The sequence below is a fragment of the Kutzneria sp. 744 genome (assembly GCF_000568255.1).
Taxonomy (GTDB): domain Bacteria; phylum Actinomycetota; class Actinomycetes; order Mycobacteriales; family Pseudonocardiaceae; genus Kutzneria.
The window spans coordinates 10,226,773-10,245,187 of the sequence record NZ_KK037166.1 but is presented as its reverse complement, the minus strand read 5'-3'; the positions used below and the strand labels follow the sequence as shown (position 1 = coordinate 10,245,187).

At 70.8% G+C, this 18,415-nt stretch carries 18 protein-coding genes and 1 pseudogene; 9 read left to right on the top strand and 10 right to left on the bottom strand.

The window, feature by feature from the left end; all coding sequences use genetic code 11:
- A partial coding sequence (locus KUTG_RS46595) for a flavin-containing monooxygenase (protein WP_052396239.1) occupies positions 1–1,019 on the bottom strand: 1,019 nt, incomplete at its 3' end.
- A gap of 205 nt (positions 1,020–1,224) precedes the next feature.
- Here KUTG_RS46595 and KUTG_RS46590 point away from each other — a divergent pair.
- Positions 1,225–2,739, top strand: a complete 1,515-nt coding sequence (locus tag KUTG_RS46590; RefSeq protein ID WP_052396842.1) for a flavin-containing monooxygenase — start codon at positions 1,225–1,227, stop codon at positions 2,737–2,739.
- 232 nt (positions 2,740–2,971) lie between these two features.
- On the top strand, positions 2,972–4,351 hold the full coding sequence (locus KUTG_RS46585; RefSeq protein WP_198047582.1) for an MFS transporter: 1,380 nt from the start codon (positions 2,972–2,974) through the stop codon (positions 4,349–4,351).
- Positions 4,352–4,358: 7 nt separating this feature from the next.
- On the opposite strand, the gene KUTG_RS46580 is transcribed toward KUTG_RS46585, so the two are convergent.
- The gene (locus KUTG_RS46580) at positions 4,359–5,018 is read right to left on the bottom strand and encodes a TetR/AcrR family transcriptional regulator (RefSeq protein ID WP_043726338.1); all 660 of its coding nucleotides are present in this window, start codon (positions 5,016–5,018) and stop codon (positions 4,359–4,361) included.
- A 539-nt stretch (positions 5,019–5,557) separates the two neighbouring features.
- On the opposite strand from KUTG_RS46580, the gene KUTG_RS46575 reads away from it, so the two are divergent.
- On the top strand, positions 5,558–6,280 hold the full coding sequence (locus KUTG_RS46575; RefSeq protein WP_052396238.1) for an AfsR/SARP family transcriptional regulator: 723 nt from the start codon (positions 5,558–5,560) through the stop codon (positions 6,278–6,280).
- Between the two features lie 43 nt (positions 6,281–6,323).
- Here the strand turns inward: KUTG_RS46575 and KUTG_RS59845 are convergent, their stop codons facing one another.
- The gene (locus KUTG_RS59845; protein ID WP_043726336.1) at positions 6,324–7,004 is read right to left on the bottom strand and encodes an SGNH/GDSL hydrolase family protein; all 681 of its coding nucleotides are present in this window, start codon (positions 7,002–7,004) and stop codon (positions 6,324–6,326) included.
- 68 nt (positions 7,005–7,072) lie between these two features.
- Entirely contained in the window at positions 7,073–7,528 is a 456-nt protein-coding gene (locus KUTG_RS62525) for a hypothetical protein (protein WP_052396237.1), read from the bottom strand.
- Positions 7,529–7,569: 41 nt separating this feature from the next.
- On the opposite strand from KUTG_RS62525, the gene KUTG_RS62520 reads away from it, so the two are divergent.
- Positions 7,570–8,031 (top strand): hypothetical protein, encoded by a 462-nt coding sequence (locus KUTG_RS62520; protein WP_043726334.1) that lies wholly within the window; start codon positions 7,570–7,572, stop codon positions 8,029–8,031.
- A 494-nt stretch (positions 8,032–8,525) separates the two neighbouring features.
- Complete coding sequence (locus KUTG_RS46555; protein WP_232241305.1) at positions 8,526–9,341, top strand: S1 family peptidase; 816 nt, start codon at positions 8,526–8,528, stop codon at positions 9,339–9,341.
- A 149-nt stretch (positions 9,342–9,490) separates the two neighbouring features.
- Here KUTG_RS46555 and KUTG_RS46550 read toward each other — a convergent pair whose 3' ends face one another.
- On the bottom strand, positions 9,491–10,231 hold the full coding sequence (locus KUTG_RS46550) for a dienelactone hydrolase family protein (protein WP_043726330.1): 741 nt from the start codon (positions 10,229–10,231) through the stop codon (positions 9,491–9,493).
- Between the two features lie 74 nt (positions 10,232–10,305).
- Between KUTG_RS46550 and KUTG_RS46545 the strand changes: the two genes are divergently transcribed.
- Complete coding sequence (locus KUTG_RS46545) at positions 10,306–10,863, top strand: TetR/AcrR family transcriptional regulator (RefSeq protein ID WP_043726327.1); 558 nt, start codon at positions 10,306–10,308, stop codon at positions 10,861–10,863.
- Positions 10,864–11,172: 309 nt separating this feature from the next.
- A complete protein-coding gene (locus KUTG_RS46540) occupies positions 11,173–11,931 on the top strand; it encodes a glycoside hydrolase family 75 protein (protein WP_043726325.1) in 759 nt (252 codons plus the stop codon).
- A gap of 89 nt (positions 11,932–12,020) precedes the next feature.
- On the opposite strand, the gene KUTG_RS46535 is transcribed toward KUTG_RS46540, so the two are convergent.
- Positions 12,021–12,428 carry a VOC family protein gene (locus KUTG_RS46535; protein ID WP_043733119.1) on the bottom strand — a complete coding sequence of 136 codons (408 nt, stop codon included), beginning with the start codon at positions 12,426–12,428 and terminating at the stop codon, positions 12,021–12,023.
- Between the two features lie 63 nt (positions 12,429–12,491).
- Here KUTG_RS46535 and KUTG_RS46530 point away from each other — a divergent pair, with 63 nt between their 5' ends.
- Both KUTG_RS46530 and KUTG_RS46525 read left to right on the top strand, forming a co-directional pair.
- On the top strand, positions 12,492–13,451 hold the full coding sequence (locus KUTG_RS46530) for a helix-turn-helix transcriptional regulator (RefSeq protein ID WP_043726323.1): 960 nt from the start codon (positions 12,492–12,494) through the stop codon (positions 13,449–13,451).
- 71 nt (positions 13,452–13,522) lie between these two features.
- The gene (locus KUTG_RS46525; protein ID WP_043726321.1) at positions 13,523–14,314 is read left to right on the top strand and encodes a maleylpyruvate isomerase family mycothiol-dependent enzyme; all 792 of its coding nucleotides are present in this window, start codon (positions 13,523–13,525) and stop codon (positions 14,312–14,314) included.
- On the opposite strand, the gene KUTG_RS54870 is transcribed toward KUTG_RS46525, so the two are convergent.
- The 4 genes and pseudogenes from KUTG_RS54870 to KUTG_RS46510 form a co-directional block, all read right to left on the bottom strand.
- Positions 14,292–17,126, bottom strand: coding sequence for an AfsR/SARP family transcriptional regulator (locus KUTG_RS54870; RefSeq protein ID WP_157495276.1), 2,835 nt, complete (start codon positions 17,124–17,126; stop codon positions 14,292–14,294). The genes KUTG_RS46525 and KUTG_RS54870 overlap by 23 nt on opposite strands.
- Positions 17,127–17,317: 191 nt before the next feature.
- Positions 17,318–17,494 carry a CsbD family protein gene (locus KUTG_RS55620; protein ID WP_063753648.1) on the bottom strand — a complete coding sequence of 59 codons (177 nt, stop codon included), beginning with the start codon at positions 17,492–17,494 and terminating at the stop codon, positions 17,318–17,320.
- 107 nt (positions 17,495–17,601) lie between these two features.
- On the bottom strand, positions 17,602–18,069 hold the full coding sequence (locus KUTG_RS46515) for a hypothetical protein (protein WP_043726319.1): 468 nt from the start codon (positions 18,067–18,069) through the stop codon (positions 17,602–17,604).
- A 40-nt stretch (positions 18,070–18,109) separates the two neighbouring features.
- A pseudogene (locus KUTG_RS46510) lies at positions 18,110–18,415 on the bottom strand (hypothetical protein); the annotation flags it as partial.

Genomic DNA, 18,415 nt, shown 5'->3' with positions numbered 1-18,415 from the left:
TGCGCGGGCGAGTCGGCGATCTGGAAGCCGGTAGCGAGCACGATGACGTCGGCCTCGTGCACCTCGCCGTCGGCGGTGACCAGCGCGTTCGCCTTGACCTGCTGGATGCCCTCGGTGACCAGCCGGACGTGGCGCTTGACGAAGGTCGGGTAGTAGTCGTTGGAGATGAGGATCCGCTTGCACCCCAGGCGATAGCTTGGCGTGAACTTGCGCCGCAGCGCCCGGTCCCGCACCTGCACGCGCAGCTTGGCCCGGGCGGCCAGCTCCATCGGCAGCATCAGCAGCGGGTTCTTGGCCAGCCCGACCACCTGCGCCTCGCGCGCCCAGTAGATCGCCGTGCGCATGAGCCGCTGGTAGAACGGCACACGCCGGCAGGCGAAGCGCTCGACGGCGGTGTAGCGGCGGTCCATCCGCGGCAGGATCCACGGCGGCGTCCGCTGGTAGACCTCCAACTGCCCGACCCGGTCGGCGATCCCGGGCACGATCTGGATCGCCGAGGCCCCGGACCCGATCACCGCGACCCGCTTGCCGCTCAGGTCGACGTCGTGGTCCCAGCGGGCGGAGTGGAAGACCGTGCCGTCGAAGTCCTCGATGCCGGGGATGTCGGGCCGGGCCGGCTCGCACAGCGCACCGAAGGCCGCCACCACGATGTCGGCGGTGAAGCGGCCCTTGCTGGTCTCCAGCTCCCAGCGCGAATCGGCCTCGCTCCACCGCGTGGACAGCACCTCGCAGCCGAAGACATGGTTGTCCCGCAGGCGATGCCGGCGCACGACGTCGACGATGTAGTCCTGGATCTCGCCCTGCCGCGAGAACGACCGTGTCCACGCCGGGTTGGGCGCGAACGAGAAGGAGTAGAGGTGCGAGGGCACGTCGCACGCCGCGCCGGGATAGGTGTTGTCACGCCAGGTGCCGCCGACCTGCTCCCCGCGTTCGAGGACCAGGAACTCGTGGCCCTCACGCCGCAGGCGCACCGCCGCGGCGACGCCGGACAGCCCGCCGCCGATCACTATCACGCGCACATGCCGCGGTCGTGCCTGCTCTGCAGTGTTCACGCGGGAACTTCAACTCCCATCGCGCCCGGTCCGAGGATCGACGCCGCGATCATCGCAAAGCGCTCTGACGAGCCCCTGACCTCGCCCCGTTCGGTGTGGCAGAGGCGTTTCAGAGCCGGCGCGGATGATCCGAGGCCGAGACATCCGCGCGCGAACACGTGAGGAGACGGTCGTGGCGTCCACACCGAACGAAGCAGGGGCGACCGAGTCGCCGGACGTCCTCATCGTGGGCTCCGGCATGGCCGGGCTCGGCATGGCGGTGAAACTGCTGGCGGCCGGGCAGCGGGACTTCGTGATCCTGGAGAAGGCCGACAGCGTGGGCGGCACCTGGCGGGAGAACACCTATCCCGGCTGCGCCTGCGACGTGGCCAGCGTCATGTACTCCTACTCCTTCGCGCCCAACCGGAACTGGAGCCGGATGTACGCCGGCCAGCCGGAGATCCTCGACTACATCCGGCGCGTGGTGAAGGACCACGACCTGGAGCCGTTCGTGCGCTTCAACACGGAGGCGGTGTCCTACGAGTTCGACGAGGCGGCCGACCGCTGGCACGTGCGCACCCGCTCCGGCGAGGAGTTCCGGCCGCGGATCGTCGTGCTCGCCCACGGGGCCCTGCACCTGCCGAACCGGCCCGACTTCCCCGGCATGGAACGCTTCGGCGGCGCGGTGTTCCACTCGGCGCAGTGGGACCACTCCGTGGACCTCAAGGGCAAGCGCGTCGCGGTGATCGGCACCGGGGCGAGCGCCGCGCAGTTCATTCCGGAGATCGTCGGCCAGGCCGCGCATGTGGACGTCTTCCAGCGCAACGCGCACTGGGTGCTGCCCAAGGCCGACCGCCCGCTCAGCGACCGGGAGCGCAAGGCGTTCCGGCTGGCGCCGTTCGTGCAGCGGCTCTACCGGCTGGCCGCCTACTGGACGCACGAGCTGCCGGTGCTGGCCTTCCTGCACCCCCGCTTCGTGAAGATCCTGGAGATCGCCGCGCGCCGGACGCTGGACAAGCAGGTGGCCGATCCGGTGCTGCGGGCCAAGCTCACGCCCTCGTACCAGATCGGCTGCAAGCGGATCCTGCTCACCAACGACTACTTCCCGGCCATGCAGCAGCCGAACGTCGACCTGGTGACCAGCGGCGTCGCCGAGTTCACCAAGACCGGCATCCGCGACAGCGACGGCGAACTGCACCGCGCCGACGTGGTCATCCTCGGCACCGGCTTCAGCACCGACAACCGGTGCGCGCACGAGCACATCGTCGGCCGCGGCGGCGAGACCATCCAACACGCCTGGCGCGACGGCATGACCGCCTACCTGGGCATGACCGTGTCCGGCTTCCCGAACATGTTCATGGTCATGGGCCCGAACTCCGGCGGCGGCGCGCAGTCGATCCTGTTCGTCATCGAGGCGCAGCTGCACTACATCGTGGAATGCCTGCGCCTGATGAAGACGCGCGGGGCGACCCGGCTGGACGTGCGGGCCGAGGTGCAGCGGAAGTTCAACTCCTGGCTGCACGGCAAGCTGTCGCGGTCGGTGTGGAACACCGGCGGCTGCCACAGCTGGTTCCTCGACCACACCGGGGCCAACCGCCAGTCCTGGCCGGGCACCGGCACCAGCTACTGGCGGGCCACCCGTCGCCCCGACCCGGACGCCTACGCCCTGACCGCCGTGCCCCGCGCCGTGCCGGCCCCGTTGCCGTAAACCCGGCCACGTTGCGATAAACCCGGCCACGTTGCGATGTACATACGGTCGCATGTACGCTCTATTGTGCGCGGGTCACCCGCGGACACCCCCCGTCCGCGGGTGAGCCTCGCCTCCGGCCGGATCGTCGGGTCCGGCGTCCGACGAGAAGGGAACGGCCTTCGTGACGAATGCCAGGCACCAAGCTGTCGCGAGTCCACCGGAGGCGCCGCCCGCGATCCCGTGGCCCCCCGTGGCGACCGTCATGATCGGCATGTTCATGGCGATCCTCGACTCCTACATCGCGATCGTGGCCGGACCCGCGATCCAGAGCGACCTGCGCGCCACCGCGGGCGAGCTCCAGTGGGTGCTCGCCGGCTACCAGCTCAGCTACGCGGTGTTCATGATCACCGCCGGCCGCATCGCGGACCTCTACGGCCGCAAGCGGATCTTCATGCTCGGCATCGTGATCTTCACCCTCGCCTCCGTGGCCTGCGCGATGGCCACCGGCCCCGGCATGCTGGTCGTCGCGCGCATCGTGCAGGGCCTGGGCGCGGCCATGGTGGTGCCGCAGGTCTTCGGCGTGATCACGCTGCTCGTGCCGGCCGAGGGCCGGCACCGCGTGTTCGGCATCCTGGGCGTGGTCATCGGCCTCGGCACCATCGGCGGCCAGCTGATCGGCGGGCTGCTGATCGGGGCCGACCTGTTCGGCTCCGACTGGCGCTCGGTCTTCTGGGTCAACGTGCCGATCGGCATCGTCACCCTCGCGCTGGCGGCCAAGTTCGTGCCGGAGTCGAAGGCGGCCGGCGCGCGCCGGCTGGACATGCCGGGCGTGGCGGCGCTGAGCGCGGCCCTGTTCCTACTCACCTTCCCCCTCATCCAGGGCCGCGAGCAGGGCTGGCCGTCGTGGACGTGGGTCTGCTTCGCCGGCAGCCTGGCCGCGTTCGCGGTGTTCGTGGCCGTCGAGCGGCGGGTGGCCGGCCGCGGCGGCGACCCGCTGATGGATCTGACCCTGTTCCGCAAGCGCTCGTTCTCGCTCGGCCTGCTGCTGGTCATCTGCGTGTACGCGCTGCTGACGTCGTACTACCTGTCGCTGGCGGTGTCGTTGCAGGACGGGCTCGGGTTCTCGGCGCTGCAGTCGGGCCTGGTGTACGCGCCGGCCGCGGTGATGTTCTTCATCTTCGGCATGGTCGCCGGCCGACTCGTGCCGAAGTACGGGCGACGGGTGCTGGAGATCGGCTCGATCGTGCTGGCGATCGGCTACCTGTCGACCGCGGTGGTGCTGCTGACCGGCGGCCCCATGAGCCCGGCCACGGTGATCCCGACCCTGATGCTGCAGAGCGTCGGCGGCGGCCTGCTCATCACGCCGCTGCTCAACTCGGTGCTGGCGCGGATCGAGCCGGCGGCGGTCGGCATGGCCTCCGGCGCGCTCTCCACCGCCCAGCAGGTCGGCGCGGCCCTGGGCGTCGCGGTGATCGGCGTGGTGTTCTTCACGTCGTTCCGCCCCGACGTGGACGGCCGGGTCCAGGCCGCGGGCCACGGATTCGCCATGGCGTCGCTGGCGGTGTTCGCGATCGCGGTGGTCGTGGCCGCGCTGGTGTTCCTGATGCCCAAGGCGGCCAAGGCCCGCTGAGTCGGCCTCAGGTCAGGATTGCCTCGACGATGCGGCGGGCCTTGTCCGCCGCATCGTCGTCGCCGAGGCGCATCGAGGTGTTGGTCGCGCACAGCACGGCGTCGATCTGGAACGCCGCCAGGTCCGCGTCGAGGTCGCCGATCTCCTTGGCCGCCACCGCATGCCGCAGCTCGGCGGCGATGAGGCCGACCCACTCCTGCCGCTGACGGCGCAGCGCGTCCCGGATCGGGCCCGGCTTGCTGTCGTAGTCGGCCAGGTTGGCCACCCAGAAGCAGCCGCCGGCGAACAGCGGCCGCTCGGCGTAGTCGATCCAGTTGCCGATCAGCGCGCGCAACCGCGCGACCCCGTGGGTGACCGACCGCGCCGGCGCCACCACGGAGTCCAGGAACAGCTCGCGCGCGTACTCGATGGTGGTCAGCTGGAGGGTTTCCTTGCTACGGAACAACGTCTGGACCCCGGCCTTGCTGATGCCGGTGGCGGCGGAGAGCCGGCCGAAGCTGACGCCCTCCAGCCCTTCCAGCGAGGCGACGTCCACGGCCTCGCGCAGGACGATCTGGCGGCTCCGCATCCCGCGCAGGACCCGCTTGTCGGTGATCTCGTCCGCGTCGCGGGCCGACACGACCCCGGCGGCCGAACGCTGAGCCGTGCGCTCCGACCCGTTTTCCATACGACCGATCATACTCTCACATCGCCGCCCTGGCCCGCTCGTCGCCCACCCCGTGCGACCGAATGCCGATCCGGCCGGAAATTCCTCGGCAAAACATCAGATCAACCGCCGACCGAGTGAATGCCATCGCCCGATGGCGTGGGATGTGTCGATTCTCTCCGATTATCCGGAGCCCGCCGCCGCCACCGATTCCGGCGACCCCCGCCCGATGAGGCAAAATCCGCCGCGGTCACCGACCGGTCAGCGGAATGGTTGTACCCCGCTCGATTGACTCCCCCGATCCGCCGAGTGGCCCTACCTGAAGGTGTGGGTGCCACGACAACTACCCGCATCGTTAGTCTTCGGTTGTCAAGCCAAGATCTGGCTTTCTGGGGAGTTGCCCAGCGGTCACCCGGGTTCCTGGGGTTAAGGAGTGCGTCCCCCGTCATTCGGTGTCGGCTGCCGTGGCAGAAGGAACGAGGACGATGGACTCTGCGCGCATAGGCATCCTCGGCCCGATGCGATCAAGGTTCGGAGACGTGGAGGCAACGCTCAGCGGGGTGAAACTCCGCAGCATACTGGCGGTTCTGGCGTTCCGGGCCGACGACAACGTCGGTCGCGACGAGCTGATCGAGGAGCTCGACCTGACCCGCACCACGGGGGATGCGGTCAACGCGCTGCACGCGCATGTCGCCCGGCTGCGCCGCTGGCTGCACAGCAACGGCGGCCGGTCCGACATGCTGGAGACGGTCAACAACGGATATCGGCTCAACATCGACCGCACCGCGGTCGACGCGCACCGCTTCATGACCCTCGTCGAACGGGCGCTGAATCTGGCGCCGGAGGCACCGCACGTGGTCGCGGCCATTCTCGAGGACGCCCTTTCCCTGTGGCGCGGCGACGCGCTGCCGGACACTCTCGACGGACCGCTGACCGCGACGGCGGCCGACCAACTGCACCAATGGCGGGCGGCGGCGAGGGAAACGCTGATCGACGCCTGGATCGCGCTCGGCAACAACCAGAAGGTGGTGCTCAACGCGCACAAGTTCATCGCGGAGAATCCGCTGAACGAGTCGATCCACACCCGGCACATCCTGGCCCTGCGCAGAATGGGGCGCTACGCCGAGGCCGCGGAGGCCTACCAGCGCGCCGAACGGGTGCTCCAGGACGAGCTGGGCGTGCGGCCCGGGCACGAGCTGCGGTCCTCGATCACCGACCCCGACGAGCAGTTGCCCGCCCACGTCCCGGCGTCGGCCCGCTACCAGCTGCTCCGCACGCACTGAAACGGCCCTGCGGCCCGGGCGGGAGTTCCGGGCCGCAGGGCTCTCACACCGGGCTGACCGCGCCCAGCAGGTACGCGAGCTGCTTGACGACCTCGGTGGCCATCACGGCCTGGCCCGAGGTCGAGAAGTGGATCCGGTCCTCGCTGAGCAGGTCGTCCCGGGCGTTCACCGGGTGGTCCCACATGTCGACCACGATGACGCCGTACTCGGCGGCCAGCCCGCGGGTGATCTCGTTCATCGTGCGGACCCGCTCGTCCCAGTCGGGGAAGACCGGCACGACATAGGCCTTGCCGAGGGTGAACGACATCAGCTGGGCGCCTGTGCCGGCGGCGATGTCGTACAGCCGCCGCAGGGTGCGGGCGATGTCGTCGTAGTCCGGGTTTCGGCGCACGATGTCGTTGGCGCCACAGGGAATGTGCAGCAGATCCGGTCCGAACTCCAGCATCGGCTCGATCTGCTTGTCCAGCACCTCCGGCGTCCGCGCGCCGACCACGGCCACGTTGAGGTAGCCCAGGTCCGGCCGCACCCGGCGCAGGATGCCGGCCACCCGGTCGGCCCAGCCGAGGTCGGCGTAGCCGGGGCTCGCGTCGCCGGTCCCTGCCGACAGGCTGTCCCCGATCACCGCGAAGCGGGACCACGGCGCGTCGAACAGCAGGCCCGCGGCGTGCACGTCGGACAGGCAGAACGGGTCGGACGCTTCGGTCCGGGGCGTGGGCACGGTCACCCCGAAAGAATACGTGCGTCCGTATGTAGAACGCAACGGCCAGCTTCTCGGAGGCCCCGAGATTGCCCTCAACCTCGGGCCATCGCGAACACGTGCAGCGACGGCGCTGGGGCCGCCGGCCGGGAGCCGGCCCGCGATGGGGTCTTGCCCACCAGCAACGGCACGCGGACGTAGTACACGTATGCGCTGCCCTGGTACGTCGTGTTGCCCTGCCGGTTCTGATACGCCGCCGTGAAGGCCACATCGCCCGGTCCGCCGAACCAGTCGGAGCTGGTCAGGCTGAAGTCCTGGGTGGTGCCGTCGGTGTAGACGACCGTCGCCGTACCGCCGGCCGTGCCGTAGGCCGCGGTCACCAGGAATCCCAACGTGTTTCCGGTTCCGGTCAGCGTAATCGTCTGTCCATTGGCGACGGTGTTGTCGGGCGTCCCGGTGCCGGCCTGGAAAGGCCAGGTGAAGGTCAGTCCGCCGTGGCTGACCGGGCCGCCCGGGGTCACGCCGACATCGGCGAAGGCCTTGGCCGACATGCTGGCGCCACCACCGTCGATGTTGCCCGGCGGCCGTCGGCGTGACGACCGTGCGGTCGGTGTCGGTGTCGGTGTCGGTGTCGGTGTCGGCGTCGGCGTCGGCGTCGGCGTCGGCGTCGACCACCTTGATCGACTGCCCCGCCCACAGGTTGCGCACCTTCATCGGCGCGTTGTCCCCCGCCTCCAGCACCACCGTCACCGGCACGCCGCCGCGCACCTGCAGGTCAACCTTGCTGTTGTGCTGCAACGACACCGTGCCGTCCACGTCCCAGTCGGACGGCCAGGCGGGCGCGATCCGGAGCAGCCCGTCGCAGTCCTGCGCCAGCGCCTCGTTCAGGTTGGCCGCGACGATGCCCGTCTCCTCGTCGTACGGCGCCGCACCGGCCGAACCGAACAGATTTCCCATGCCTGATGGGAAGACCTGGTACTTCTTGGTGATGGCGACCAGGTTCGCTTCAACCTCGCCGGCCAGGCCCAACCGGGCCGCGGACAGCCCGTCGTAGTCCCACTCCGCATTGAACCGGAACCGCCGTGCGTCGTAGCTGCGCTTGGCCGGGTCGGTGAGCGGGCCGGAGTCGTCGCCGATCAGGCCGTACGCCCAACTCGGCTCCAGGTCGAGGTTCTCCCCGTTGTCGAGCTGGGCGGTCGGCTGCGTCGAGTAGGCGATCACGTCCTGGCCGCCGGCGTCGGCGTCGGGCGTCAGCACCTGCGAGTGGGTGGCGGCGCCGGTGCGGGGCAGCGGCGGGATCTGCTTCTCCGCGGCCCACACCGCCGCGCCGAGGCTCCCGTTGCCCAGCGGCATCGACTGCGTGTTGGCGAGATTCGGCCCGCCGAGCACGATGTCCGACCGGCGGACCACCGCCTGGCGGTCGATCCGAAACCCCCGTCACGCCAGGCAGTGCTCGGCTTCCTCTCCGTCGAGCCATCGAGCAACGCCAGCGCGTGGCCGGTCCACACTCAACTGCAACGGAATCCGGGCCGGCGGCGTATGGGTGGTATGACAACGTCTCCGCGCAGGCGCATCGGGGCGAGACTCGGGACCGTCGGCGTCGCGATGATTCTCGGCGCCGGCGGCGCGGGTGCCTACACCGTGGCGCAGGAGCGCGCGGCCGCCGAGACGAGCCGCCCGCACGCGGCCGCCAAACCGGTTCTCAGCCACGAGTTGCCGTTCAACACGAAGCTGACGGCCAAGGACATCCCCCAGCTGGACGGCAGCGTGCGCAGCGGCGCGTGCAGCGGCTCCCTGATCGCCCCGCAGTGGGTGGTCACGGCCGGGCACTGCTTTCACAGCATCGTCGGCACCCCCGACAGCGGGCCGCCCCGCTACCACATGGCCGTGACACTGGGAAAACTCAAGGACAGCGACCCGGGCGGCGAGACGGCCCAGGTCGTGGACGTGCGGCAGTCGCCCGTCAGCGACCTCGCGCTGGCCAAGCTCGATCACGCCATCACCGACATCGCCCCGCTCGCGCTGCCCACCGCGCCGCCGACCGTGGGCGAGGCGCTCCAGTTCGCCGGCTGGGGTTCCCTGTCGTCGACCGTCGTCAAGCCGTCCGACCATCTCAAGCGCGGCACCTTCACCGTGGCAGAGATCCACGACTACACCCTCGGCGCCGCGCCGACCGTGCCGCGCACGGTCGAGAACAGCCCCTGCCCCGACGACTCCGGCGGCCCGTTCTTCGTCTCGGCCGACGGCATGACCGGTACCCTGGTCGCCATCGTCAACAACGGCCCGGCCTGCCCCCAGGCCGGCCTGGAGAACGTGGCCCGGCTGGACGTCGTAGCCGACTGGATCCGCCGGCAAATGGCCTGACAGCAGGAAAGCCGGGTCATCCTTCCTCGGCACCAGCGGCTGCGATGACTCCGCTGACCGCGGGCGGCAACTCGGCGAGGATGCCCCGCACCGTGGCCGGATCGACCTCGCTCACCATCATGACGAAGGTCAACGGCAGGTGTTGCCATTCATCGGTTTCCGCCGGCGGCGACGCTCTCTTCGAGGTGCTCGTGGAAGAAGCCGACGATGCGTTCCCGGGCGAGCTTCGCCGATTCCTCGTGCAGGCCGGCGCCGAGCAGTTTGGTCAGCACGAGGAAGATCCGCGGGATGTCGCCGGGGCGGTGGTCGTTGAGGAAGCTGTGCCCCGCCTCCGGGTACTCCGTGATGTCGTGGACGACGCCGTTCGCGGTCAACGCCGATTCCAGCTTGGCCGCCGCGCCACGCAGCTGGCCGTCCTTGCCGCCGAAGCTGCCCACGATCGGGCAGGCTCCGTCCAGGAAGCTCGTGGCGTCCTCGGGCACGGTGCCGTAGTTGACGCTGGAGGCGTCGAAGCCGTGGCCGGGCGCCAGCAGCAGCGAGAACGCGCCGCCGAGGCAGTAGCCGATCACGCCGATCCGGCCGGTGCAGTCCGCGCGGTCGGCCAGCCACCGCCGGGTCGACTCGACGTCGTCGAAGGCGCGGCCGTGCCGGTCACGCAGGTTGCGGAAGATCGACCGCAGGCAGGCCACCCGGCCGCCCCAGTGCATCAGGTTCGGCGCCACGGCGAGGAAGCCCGCGCCGGCCAGCCAGTCCGCCTGCGCCTTGACGTCCGGCGTGAACCCGAAGACGTCGTGAATCACCACCACCGCCGGCCACGGCCCCGGGCCGCCGGGCACCGCCAGGTAGCCGGGCATGGCGCCCCGGTCGGTCTCGATCGTCACCTCGGCCACAGCCGCCTCCGCTCGTTGCGTCAGTGACTGACACTACTACGTAGCGTCAGTCACTGACGGGTAGGCTGAGGCCCGTGCCCCGCAGCGGAGAAGAAGTGCGTCGACGCCTTCAGGAGGCCGCCCTCGCCCTGTACCGCGAGCGCGGCTACGACGCCGTCACCGCGGCGGAGATCGCCGCCGCGGTCGGCGTCACAGAGCGCACCTTCTTCCGCCACTTCCCGGACAAGCGCGAGGTGCTGTTCGGCGGCCAGGACGTCGTCGCCACGGCGTTGGCGCGGGCCATCGCCGAGGTGCCCGACGCCACCGCGCCCATGGCCGTGCTGGGCGAGGCCTTCCGGGCCCTGCGGCCCGTGCTGGAGGTCAACCGGCCCTTCGCCGTGCCCCGCGCCGAGCTCATCGCGTCGACACCGGCGCTGCGGGAGCGAGAGCTGGCCAAGATCGCCACGATTCAGGACGCCGCCGCCCGCGCCCTGGCCGCCCGGGGCATCCCGGACCGGCAGGCCGTGCTCGCGGCCCAGATCGGCGCGGCGACCTTCGGCCTGGCCATCCAGGAGTGGACGTCCGATTCCGCCGCCGATTTCGACTCGCTGCTGGCCAGGGCCTTCCAGGACGTCCGCGAGCTCGTGCGCTGACGCGCCGGTAGCCCGACAGACCTCGCGCGGGCGGGCCCGCCCCCTGGCCGCCCGACCGGACCTCGCGCGTCGACGCGCCGACCCCGGCCCGGCCCGGCAGATCTCCGCCAACTCGCGGAAATCCGGTCACATCACCGCCGCTACCGGCCCGAGCTGTCCCCTATGCCCGGATTTGGCCGGCGCCGGTCGAATTTTGTGAAAGTTGATCACGTGACAGGGGTCACCCGTGGTGCTTCAATGCGTTAGGAAAGTTTCCTAACGATACGTGGAGGCCCTGCAGCCATGTCATCCCCCCGTACGCGCTTAGCCGTGGTAGTCGCGGCGCTGGCGCTCGCCACGCCGCTCGCCGTCAACTCGGCCGAGGCCGCCACCGCGGACTTCGCCGACGCGTCGGTCCCGTCGGCCGCCGCCGCCCCGGCGTACACGGCCGCCGAGGTCCTGGCCGGCGTCAAGAAGAACAGCACGACCGCGAACAAGGTCAACTCGAAGCCCCACATCAACACCATGACCCGGTCGCAGAACGTGAACGTGTACCAGGTGGCCACGGGCGTCTACGCCTACAGCTCCAGCCTGGCCGTGGACGACGACGGCAGCGACCCGGACAGCGACCCGGACCACCAGGACCAGACGACGTTCCAGGACAGCAACGGCAAGCAGCTGGCCGCGCACCACGTCCCGTTCTACGTCCTGGGCGACGACTGCTGGGACCGCAAGTCCCCGTGCCCGCACTTCTTCTACAAGGAACACGGCATCAAGGGCCGGCAGTTCGCTCTGATGTTCTACAAGAGCAAGGTCATCGGCGCGATCTTCGGCGACACCCAGACCGGCAACTCGCAGACCACCTCGGACAACGACTCCCGTGAGCTCGGCGAGGCGTCGGTCAAGGCGGCCTCGTCGCTCGGCATCCCGAGCAGCGGCACCTCCGGCGGCGTCGACAACGGCGTGACCGTCGTGATCTTCTCGGGCGCGTCCTGGATCGTGAACGGCAGCAACGCCAACCTGAACGCCAACGCCCAGGCCATGGTCCAGAAGGCGCTGGACACCCTCGGCGCGAGCATGAAGCCGTAGTATCCGCGGTAGATCGACACTGAGCGCGATCACCACCCTGACGTCGGCGGCGGCGAGCATGGCGGTGATCGCGTTCTTTTATGCCCGGCTCAGCGCCCGAACTTCGCGACGGCCTCCGGCGTCACGGGGGTGAACAGGTTCACGAGGTTGCCGTCGGGGTCGCGCACCAGCAGGGAGCGGTTGCCCCAGGGCATGGTCGTCGGCTCGGCGACGACACAGGTGTCGACCTGCCGGATCCGGTCGTACTCGGCGTCCACGTCGTCGACCAGGAACTCGATGATCGCCGACCGGTTGGCCGCGGGGACGGCGGAGCCCGCCCCGAACAGCGCAACGGTCCGGGTGCTGCCGATCGCCAGGGTGCCGGCCGGGGTGGCCAGCTCGGCGAAGTCGGGAGTCGCCCAGGTGGCCGGCAGGCCGGTGACCCGCTCGTAGAACGCGACAAGGCGGGCGACGTCGTCGGTGATCAGGCGGATCGACACAAGGGTGTTGGTGGTCATGTCGAGCACGCTAGGACCGATACCGGACAGGATCCGCCCGGTATCGGCGCGATACTGAGCACTGTGACGCGACCAACTGCCCGGGTGCTCGCCCTGCTGGAGATCCTCCAGTCCGGCGGCACCCGCACCGTGGCCGAGCTGGCGCAGCGGCTGGGCGTCGACGAGCGCACGGTCCGCCGCTACGTGGTCCACCTGACCGACCTCGATATCCCGGTCCGGTCCGTGCGCGGTCGCTACGGCGGCTACCGTCTCGCGCCCGGCTACCGCATGCCGCCCCTCATGCTCACCGACGAGGAGGCGCTGGCCGTGCTGCTCGGCCTCATCGCCGGCCGTCGGGCGGGGCTGGCGACCAGCTCCGTCGTGGCCGCCGAGAGCGCCGCGGCCAAGATGCGCCGCACACTCCCGGAAGCGTTGGGACGGCGGTTGGACGCCCTGCTGGAGAATGTCGAATTCACCCAGCGGCCCCTCCCGTCGGCCGCCCCCGAGACGACCGTGTTGCTGCTGCTGGCCGAGGCCGCGCGGGACCGCAGGCCGGTCGCCATCGACTACACCGCCGCCGACGGCCGCCGCACCGAGCGCGTCCTGCACCCGTACGGAATCGTCGCCCATTCCGGACGCTGGTACGTCACCGGTGCGGACTCCGTGAGCGGCGAGACCCGCACCTTCCGGCTGGACCGCGTCACCGCCCCTCGGCTGCTGGCCGGCGCCTTCGACCCACCGGACGGCTTCGAGCCCGCCGACCACGTCCTGTCCGGGCTCGCGCGGATCCCCTACCGGCACGAGATCTCCCTGCGGGTGCAAGGAACCGCCGACGAGGTAGCCGCCGCGTTCCCGCCCGGAATCGCCACCGTGCACGCCATCGCCGACGACGGCTGGGTGGGCGTGCGGATGCGGGCCGAGCGCCTGGACTGGGTGCCGGGCCTGCTCGCCGGCCTCGGCCTCCCCTTCGTCGTCGAAGGCCCGGACGCCCTGCGCACCCTCGTCCGTGCCCTGGCCGACCGCCTCGCCGCCGCGGCCGGCTGATCCACCAGGCGTTCCAGTTCCGGGCCACCGCTGCGAGGTCCTGCCCGGCGGCCAGGTGGCAGAGTGAGGCCATGGACTACGTGCCCCACTTCCGGCGGGAGATCGCGGCCTTGGAGGACGCGGTCCGCCGCGCCGCCGATGCCGCTCCTCCCGTCCCGTCCTGCCCCGGCTGGTCGATGTCGGACCTGCTGGCGCACCTGGGCTACGTGCACCGATACGTGATCCACGTGATCGAACAACGCCTTGCCGCACCGCCGAACCCGACCGACCGCGCCTTTCTCGACCTCCCCGCCGACACGCGCGGCTGGCCCGTCCCGGAGCAAGCACCTACTCACGGTCCCGTGCCGACGAGCCTGATCGACTGGTTCGCGGACGGAGCCACGACGCTGGAATCGTTGTTCAGCAGCCGGAATCCCGACGAACCGGTCTGGACATGGTCGCAGGAGCAGACCGTCGGCTTCTGGGCACGCATGCAGACCATCGAAGCGGCCGTGCACCGCTGGGACGCCGAAAACGCCCTCGGCACGGCCGAACCGATCGACGACGAGCTCGCGGCGGACGCCATCGAGCAGAACTTCACCGTCATGGCCCCGTTTCGCCGGACCCGCACCCAGGCCCCGCCCGGCCTCGGCGAGCGGATTCGCTTGCGCCGCACCGACGGCGACGACATCTGGACCGTCCACTTCGACGGCGACACCGTGCGCCTCATCGACCGCGCCGAGCCGCGCCACGTCGAACTGATCGGCACCGCCTCGGACCTGATGTTGTTTCTGTGGCAGCGAATCCCGGCCGATGAACTGCTCGGCGTGGTCGGTCCCCGTGCCGTGCTCGACCGCTACTTCACCCTCGTGCCACCGATGTGAGCTGCTTCGCCTCCAGCCACAGCAGGTCGACCAGCTCCGGCCAGCGCAGCGCCGCCCCGGCGGCCTCGGCGGCGGCGCGGTCGGCGGCGGACAGCGAGTCGGCGGAGGGCATGTCGCTGGTGACGGCGGTGAAGCGCGAGAGGTAGCCGACGGAAAGGCCGAAGTCGTCGCACTGGCGGCGGACGCCGGCGGCCAGGGACAGGGCCGTCGCGGCGGCACCGATGTGGGCGAACGCGGCGGCGGCGGAGTTCACGGCGGCCATGACGGTGATCTGGTCCTCCAGCCGCACGAACCAGTGCACCGCCGTGCACAACAGGTCGAGGGCCTCCCGGCCCACCGCGACCGGGTCCGGGGCCGCGGCCGCCCGCCGCACCAGGGACTGGCCGAGCGTCATCTTCGCGTACGCCAGCGGCCAGATCACGCTGTCCCGCTCGGCGACCTCGGCCGCCTCGACGAGGGCCCGCTCGCCCTCGGCGACCCGGCCCAGCACGACGAGCGTGGCGCCGATGTTGGCCAGGCCGCTCGAAGTCAACCAGTCGACCCCCAGCTCGCGGCCGATCGCGACCGTGCGGCGGGATGCCTCCAGCGCCCGGTCCAGCTCGCCGAACGCGCGCAGGAGGAACGCCGACATGAACAGCACCCGGCCGTGGCTCACCCGGTGCTCGACGTCGTCGGACGCACCGGACAGGCCACTGGCCTCGGCAAAGCACGCGAACGCGTCGGCCGGGTCGGCCTCTAGTCCGAGCAGGAGGTTGCCGCGGGCGGTCAGGGCCTGCACGCGGTCGAGGGAAGGCTCCTTGTCGAGCGACAGCGCGGTGTCGAGCAGGCGGCTCGCTTCGGCGAAGTGGCCGCTCCTGATCCAGAACCAGTCGAGCCGGCCGACCGTACGCAGGGCGGACGCGGGCGTGTGTTCGAGGTCGTGGGCGATGCAGCCGCGGATGTTGGGCAGCTCACGGGTCAGCACCCGCATGGAGTGGCCGCCGAGCGCGAAGGGCAGCTCGGCCCAGTGCTGGTCGACCAGCGCCCGGCACCACCGGGCGTGGGCTTCGAGCGTCGCCGCCGGCTCGGAATCCTGTTCCTGGCAGTAGGCGCGAATCGTCTCCAACAGCCGGTAGCGGGTCGGCGTCGGCGTGGTGTCCGCGGTGACGACGGAGCGGGATACCAAGGCGGACAACGACTCCACCGTCCGCCCGTCGCCCGGGCCGACGGCCTCGGCGGCTTCCAGCGAGAATCCGCCCTCGAACGGCCACAGCCGGGTCAACAGCGCGCGGTCGCCGGCCGCGAGCTGCTCGACGCTCCAGGCGATCGCCGCTTGCAGGTTGGCGTGCGAGGTCAGGGAACCGCGCGGGGTCGAGCCCAGCACGGCGAACCGGTGGTCGAGCCGGGCCACGATCTCGGCCAGGCCGAGCACGGTCGCCGGCGCGGCGGCCAGCTCAAGGGCAAGGGGCAGCCCGTCGAGCGCCGCGCACAACTGTCGCATGTGGACGGTGTCGGCCGGGGACGGGGACCAGCCGGCGCGGGCGGCGCTGATCCGGTCCAGCAGCAGCCGCACAGCCGGTCCGTCCGTGCCGTCGTCCTCGTACACGGGCAGCGGGAGCACCGGCACGACGGTCTCGCCGTCGATCCCGAGCGGCTCACGCGAGGTGGCCAGCACGCGCAGGTCGGGGCAGCGGTCGAGCAGCTCGACGACCAGTTCGGCGACCGCGTCGACCAGGTGCTCGCAGTTGTCCAGGACCAGCAGGCCCGGCCGCGCCGCCAGCGTTCGGATCACACTGGTCTGCGTGCTGGTCGAGATGTCGGAGGCGCCGATCGCGTCCGCCACGGCGTGGGCCACGACCTTGGCCTGCCGGACGTCGGCCAGCCGCACGAGCCACGGGCCGTGCGGATCCTGTCGCTCGGCCGCGTGTTCCACCGCCAGCCTGGTCTTGCCCACCCCGCCCGGACCGACCATGGTCACCAGCCGCCGGCTGTCCAGCGTCTCGGACAGCGTCCGCATCTCCCGCTCGCGCCCGAGGAAGGCCGACAGCGGCCGGGTCGGTCGCGGCCGGACGGTGGGCGCGGCGTCACCGAGCAGCAGCTGCGGATCCTGCCGGAGGACCCGGCTCTCCAACAGGCGCAGCTCGCCGCCGGGGTCGATGCCGAGTTCCTCGGCCAGCAACGCACGCACCCGGCGCAGCGCCGCCAGGGCGTCGCTCTGCCGGTCGCTCCGGTACAGGCCGAGCACCAGCTGCGCCCAGGCCCGCTCACGCGTCGGATGCGCCTCCGCGAAGGCCCGCAGCTCGCCGAGCAGGTCCTCGTGCTGCCCCAGCCGGAGCAGGCAGGCGAATCGATCCTCCACGGCCGCGAGCCGCGCCTCCTCGAACCGGCCGCACAGTCGATCGCGGACGTCGTCGGTGGCCGTGTCGGCCAGCGCCGGCCCCGTCCACAGGCCCAGCGCCTGCTCAAGCAGCCGCACCTTGTCCCGGTCGTCCGTGGTCGACCGCGCCTGGTCGATCAGGCTCTGGAAGCGGTGCACGTCGATCCGCATCGGATCGGCCCGCAGCACATAGCCCGGTCCCTGCGTGGAAATCGTCACCTCGGCGCCGGTCTCGGCCAGCCGCGACCGCAGCCGCGAGACCCCGACACGGATCGCGTGCGCCGCCGTGCTCGGCGGGTCCACCGGCCACACCCACTCCACCAGCCGGTCGACGGAGACCAGACGGTTCACGTCGCAGGCCAGCACCGCGAGCACCAGTCGGTTCTGCCGGGGCCCCAGGCTCACCGCCGTGTCCCCCACCCGCGCTTCCACGGGTCCCAGCAGCCTCAACTCCACGCGCACTCCCGGTGACCCCAGCTCCTGACCAGCACTGTAGCGCCAGGGATCACGGCCGGTCGCCCGGCGAGGTCGCGCGGCGGCGCGCACTATTTCTCGTCCACCGAATTCGGGAATACGACAACGGGGCGTTCACGCAGAATGGACCGCCGGCAGAACTGCCGGCGGTCCATTCGGATCAGCGTATGCGATCAGTCCTTCTTGAAGACGTCCTTGACCTTCTCGGCCGCTTCCTTGACCTTGCCCTTGGCCTGGTCCGTCTTGCCCTCGGCCTCAAGGCCGTGGTCGTCGGTGGCACCGCCGACGCCTTCCTTCACCTTGCCCTTGACCTCGTCGGCCTTGGCATCGATCTTGCGCTCGGTGCTCATGACGATCCTTCCCTTGCCTCGCTGTCGGCGATCGAAACAGTGGACTTCCCTGCTCTCCTGAAGGAAGTGGCCACCGAATACCCGACCGCGCGCCCGTGAAACATCGGTCAGGGCCGGCCGTGGTGATTCCGGCGGATCCGCAGGCGCGGGCGGTCGCGTTCGCTGATGGCGTGCGGGAACATCCACATCACGAGAAACAGCCCGAGCAGGCCGATGACCAGGTAGGCCAACGACATGGCGGAGTCGTAGCCGAAGACGCTCTGCCACACGCCGGAATGGCGGGTGGCGGCCGAGACCATGAACAGGATCAGGAACAGGGGCGCCTGCACGCACACGAACACGGACCCGGCGCGGCGGTTCGAGGCGCACACCACCGACGCCAGGCCGGCCGTGGCGACAATTCCGGCCAATCCCGTCGGCACCGGCGTGCCGAACACGACAGCGTGACTGCCGCCCAGCCAAGCCGTGACGAGCGCCCAGCCACCGGCCAGCAGAAACACCAGGCCCTGGCCGGCCAGGATCCACCGACCGCGCCGAAACGCGGCAACGTTCGAGTTCTCGCTCCGTGCCGACATGGTGTCGGATGCCCGCCCACAGCGGACACAAACACGAGGCTTACGCCGCTTCCCGCGACGCGGGCTCCTCCGCCGACAGCGGGCTCGCGATGTCCTCCAGCGACTGCTGCGCGGCCTCGACGCCGATCAGCAGCTCCAGGACACCGCCGCCCATCATCATCACCGCGCCCAGGTAGTAGCCGGCGGCCACCAGCGTGGTGCTGCCGGTGTCGACCAGCCCGCCGAACAGCACGGGGCCGATGATGCCGCCCAGCCCGGTGCCGACCGAGTAGAACAACGCGATGGCCATCGCGCGGATCTCCAACGGGAGATCTCCGACACCGTGAGGTAGGCGGCGCTCGCGCCG

Coding starts and splice junctions, on each gene's coding strand:
- KUTG_RS62525 (WP_052396237.1), bottom strand. CDS start 7,528: ATGTCGGCCAAGGCCTTCGCCGATGTCGGCGTGACCCCGGGCGGCCCG.
- KUTG_RS46555 (WP_232241305.1), top strand. CDS start 8,526: ATGACAACGTCTCCGCGCAGGCGCATCGGGGCGAGACTCGGGACCGTC.
- KUTG_RS46535 (WP_043733119.1), bottom strand. CDS start 12,428: ATGACCACCAACACCCTTGTGTCGATCCGCCTGATCACCGACGACGTC.
- KUTG_RS46515 (WP_043726319.1), bottom strand. CDS start 18,069: ATGTCGGCACGGAGCGAGAACTCGAACGTTGCCGCGTTTCGGCGCGGT.
- KUTG_RS46525 (WP_043726321.1), top strand. CDS start 13,523: ATGGACTACGTGCCCCACTTCCGGCGGGAGATCGCGGCCTTGGAGGAC.
- KUTG_RS55620 (WP_063753648.1), bottom strand. CDS start 17,494: ATGAGCACCGAGCGCAAGATCGATGCCAAGGCCGACGAGGTCAAGGGC.
- KUTG_RS46580 (WP_043726338.1), bottom strand. CDS start 5,018: ATGGAAAACGGGTCGGAGCGCACGGCTCAGCGTTCGGCCGCCGGGGTC.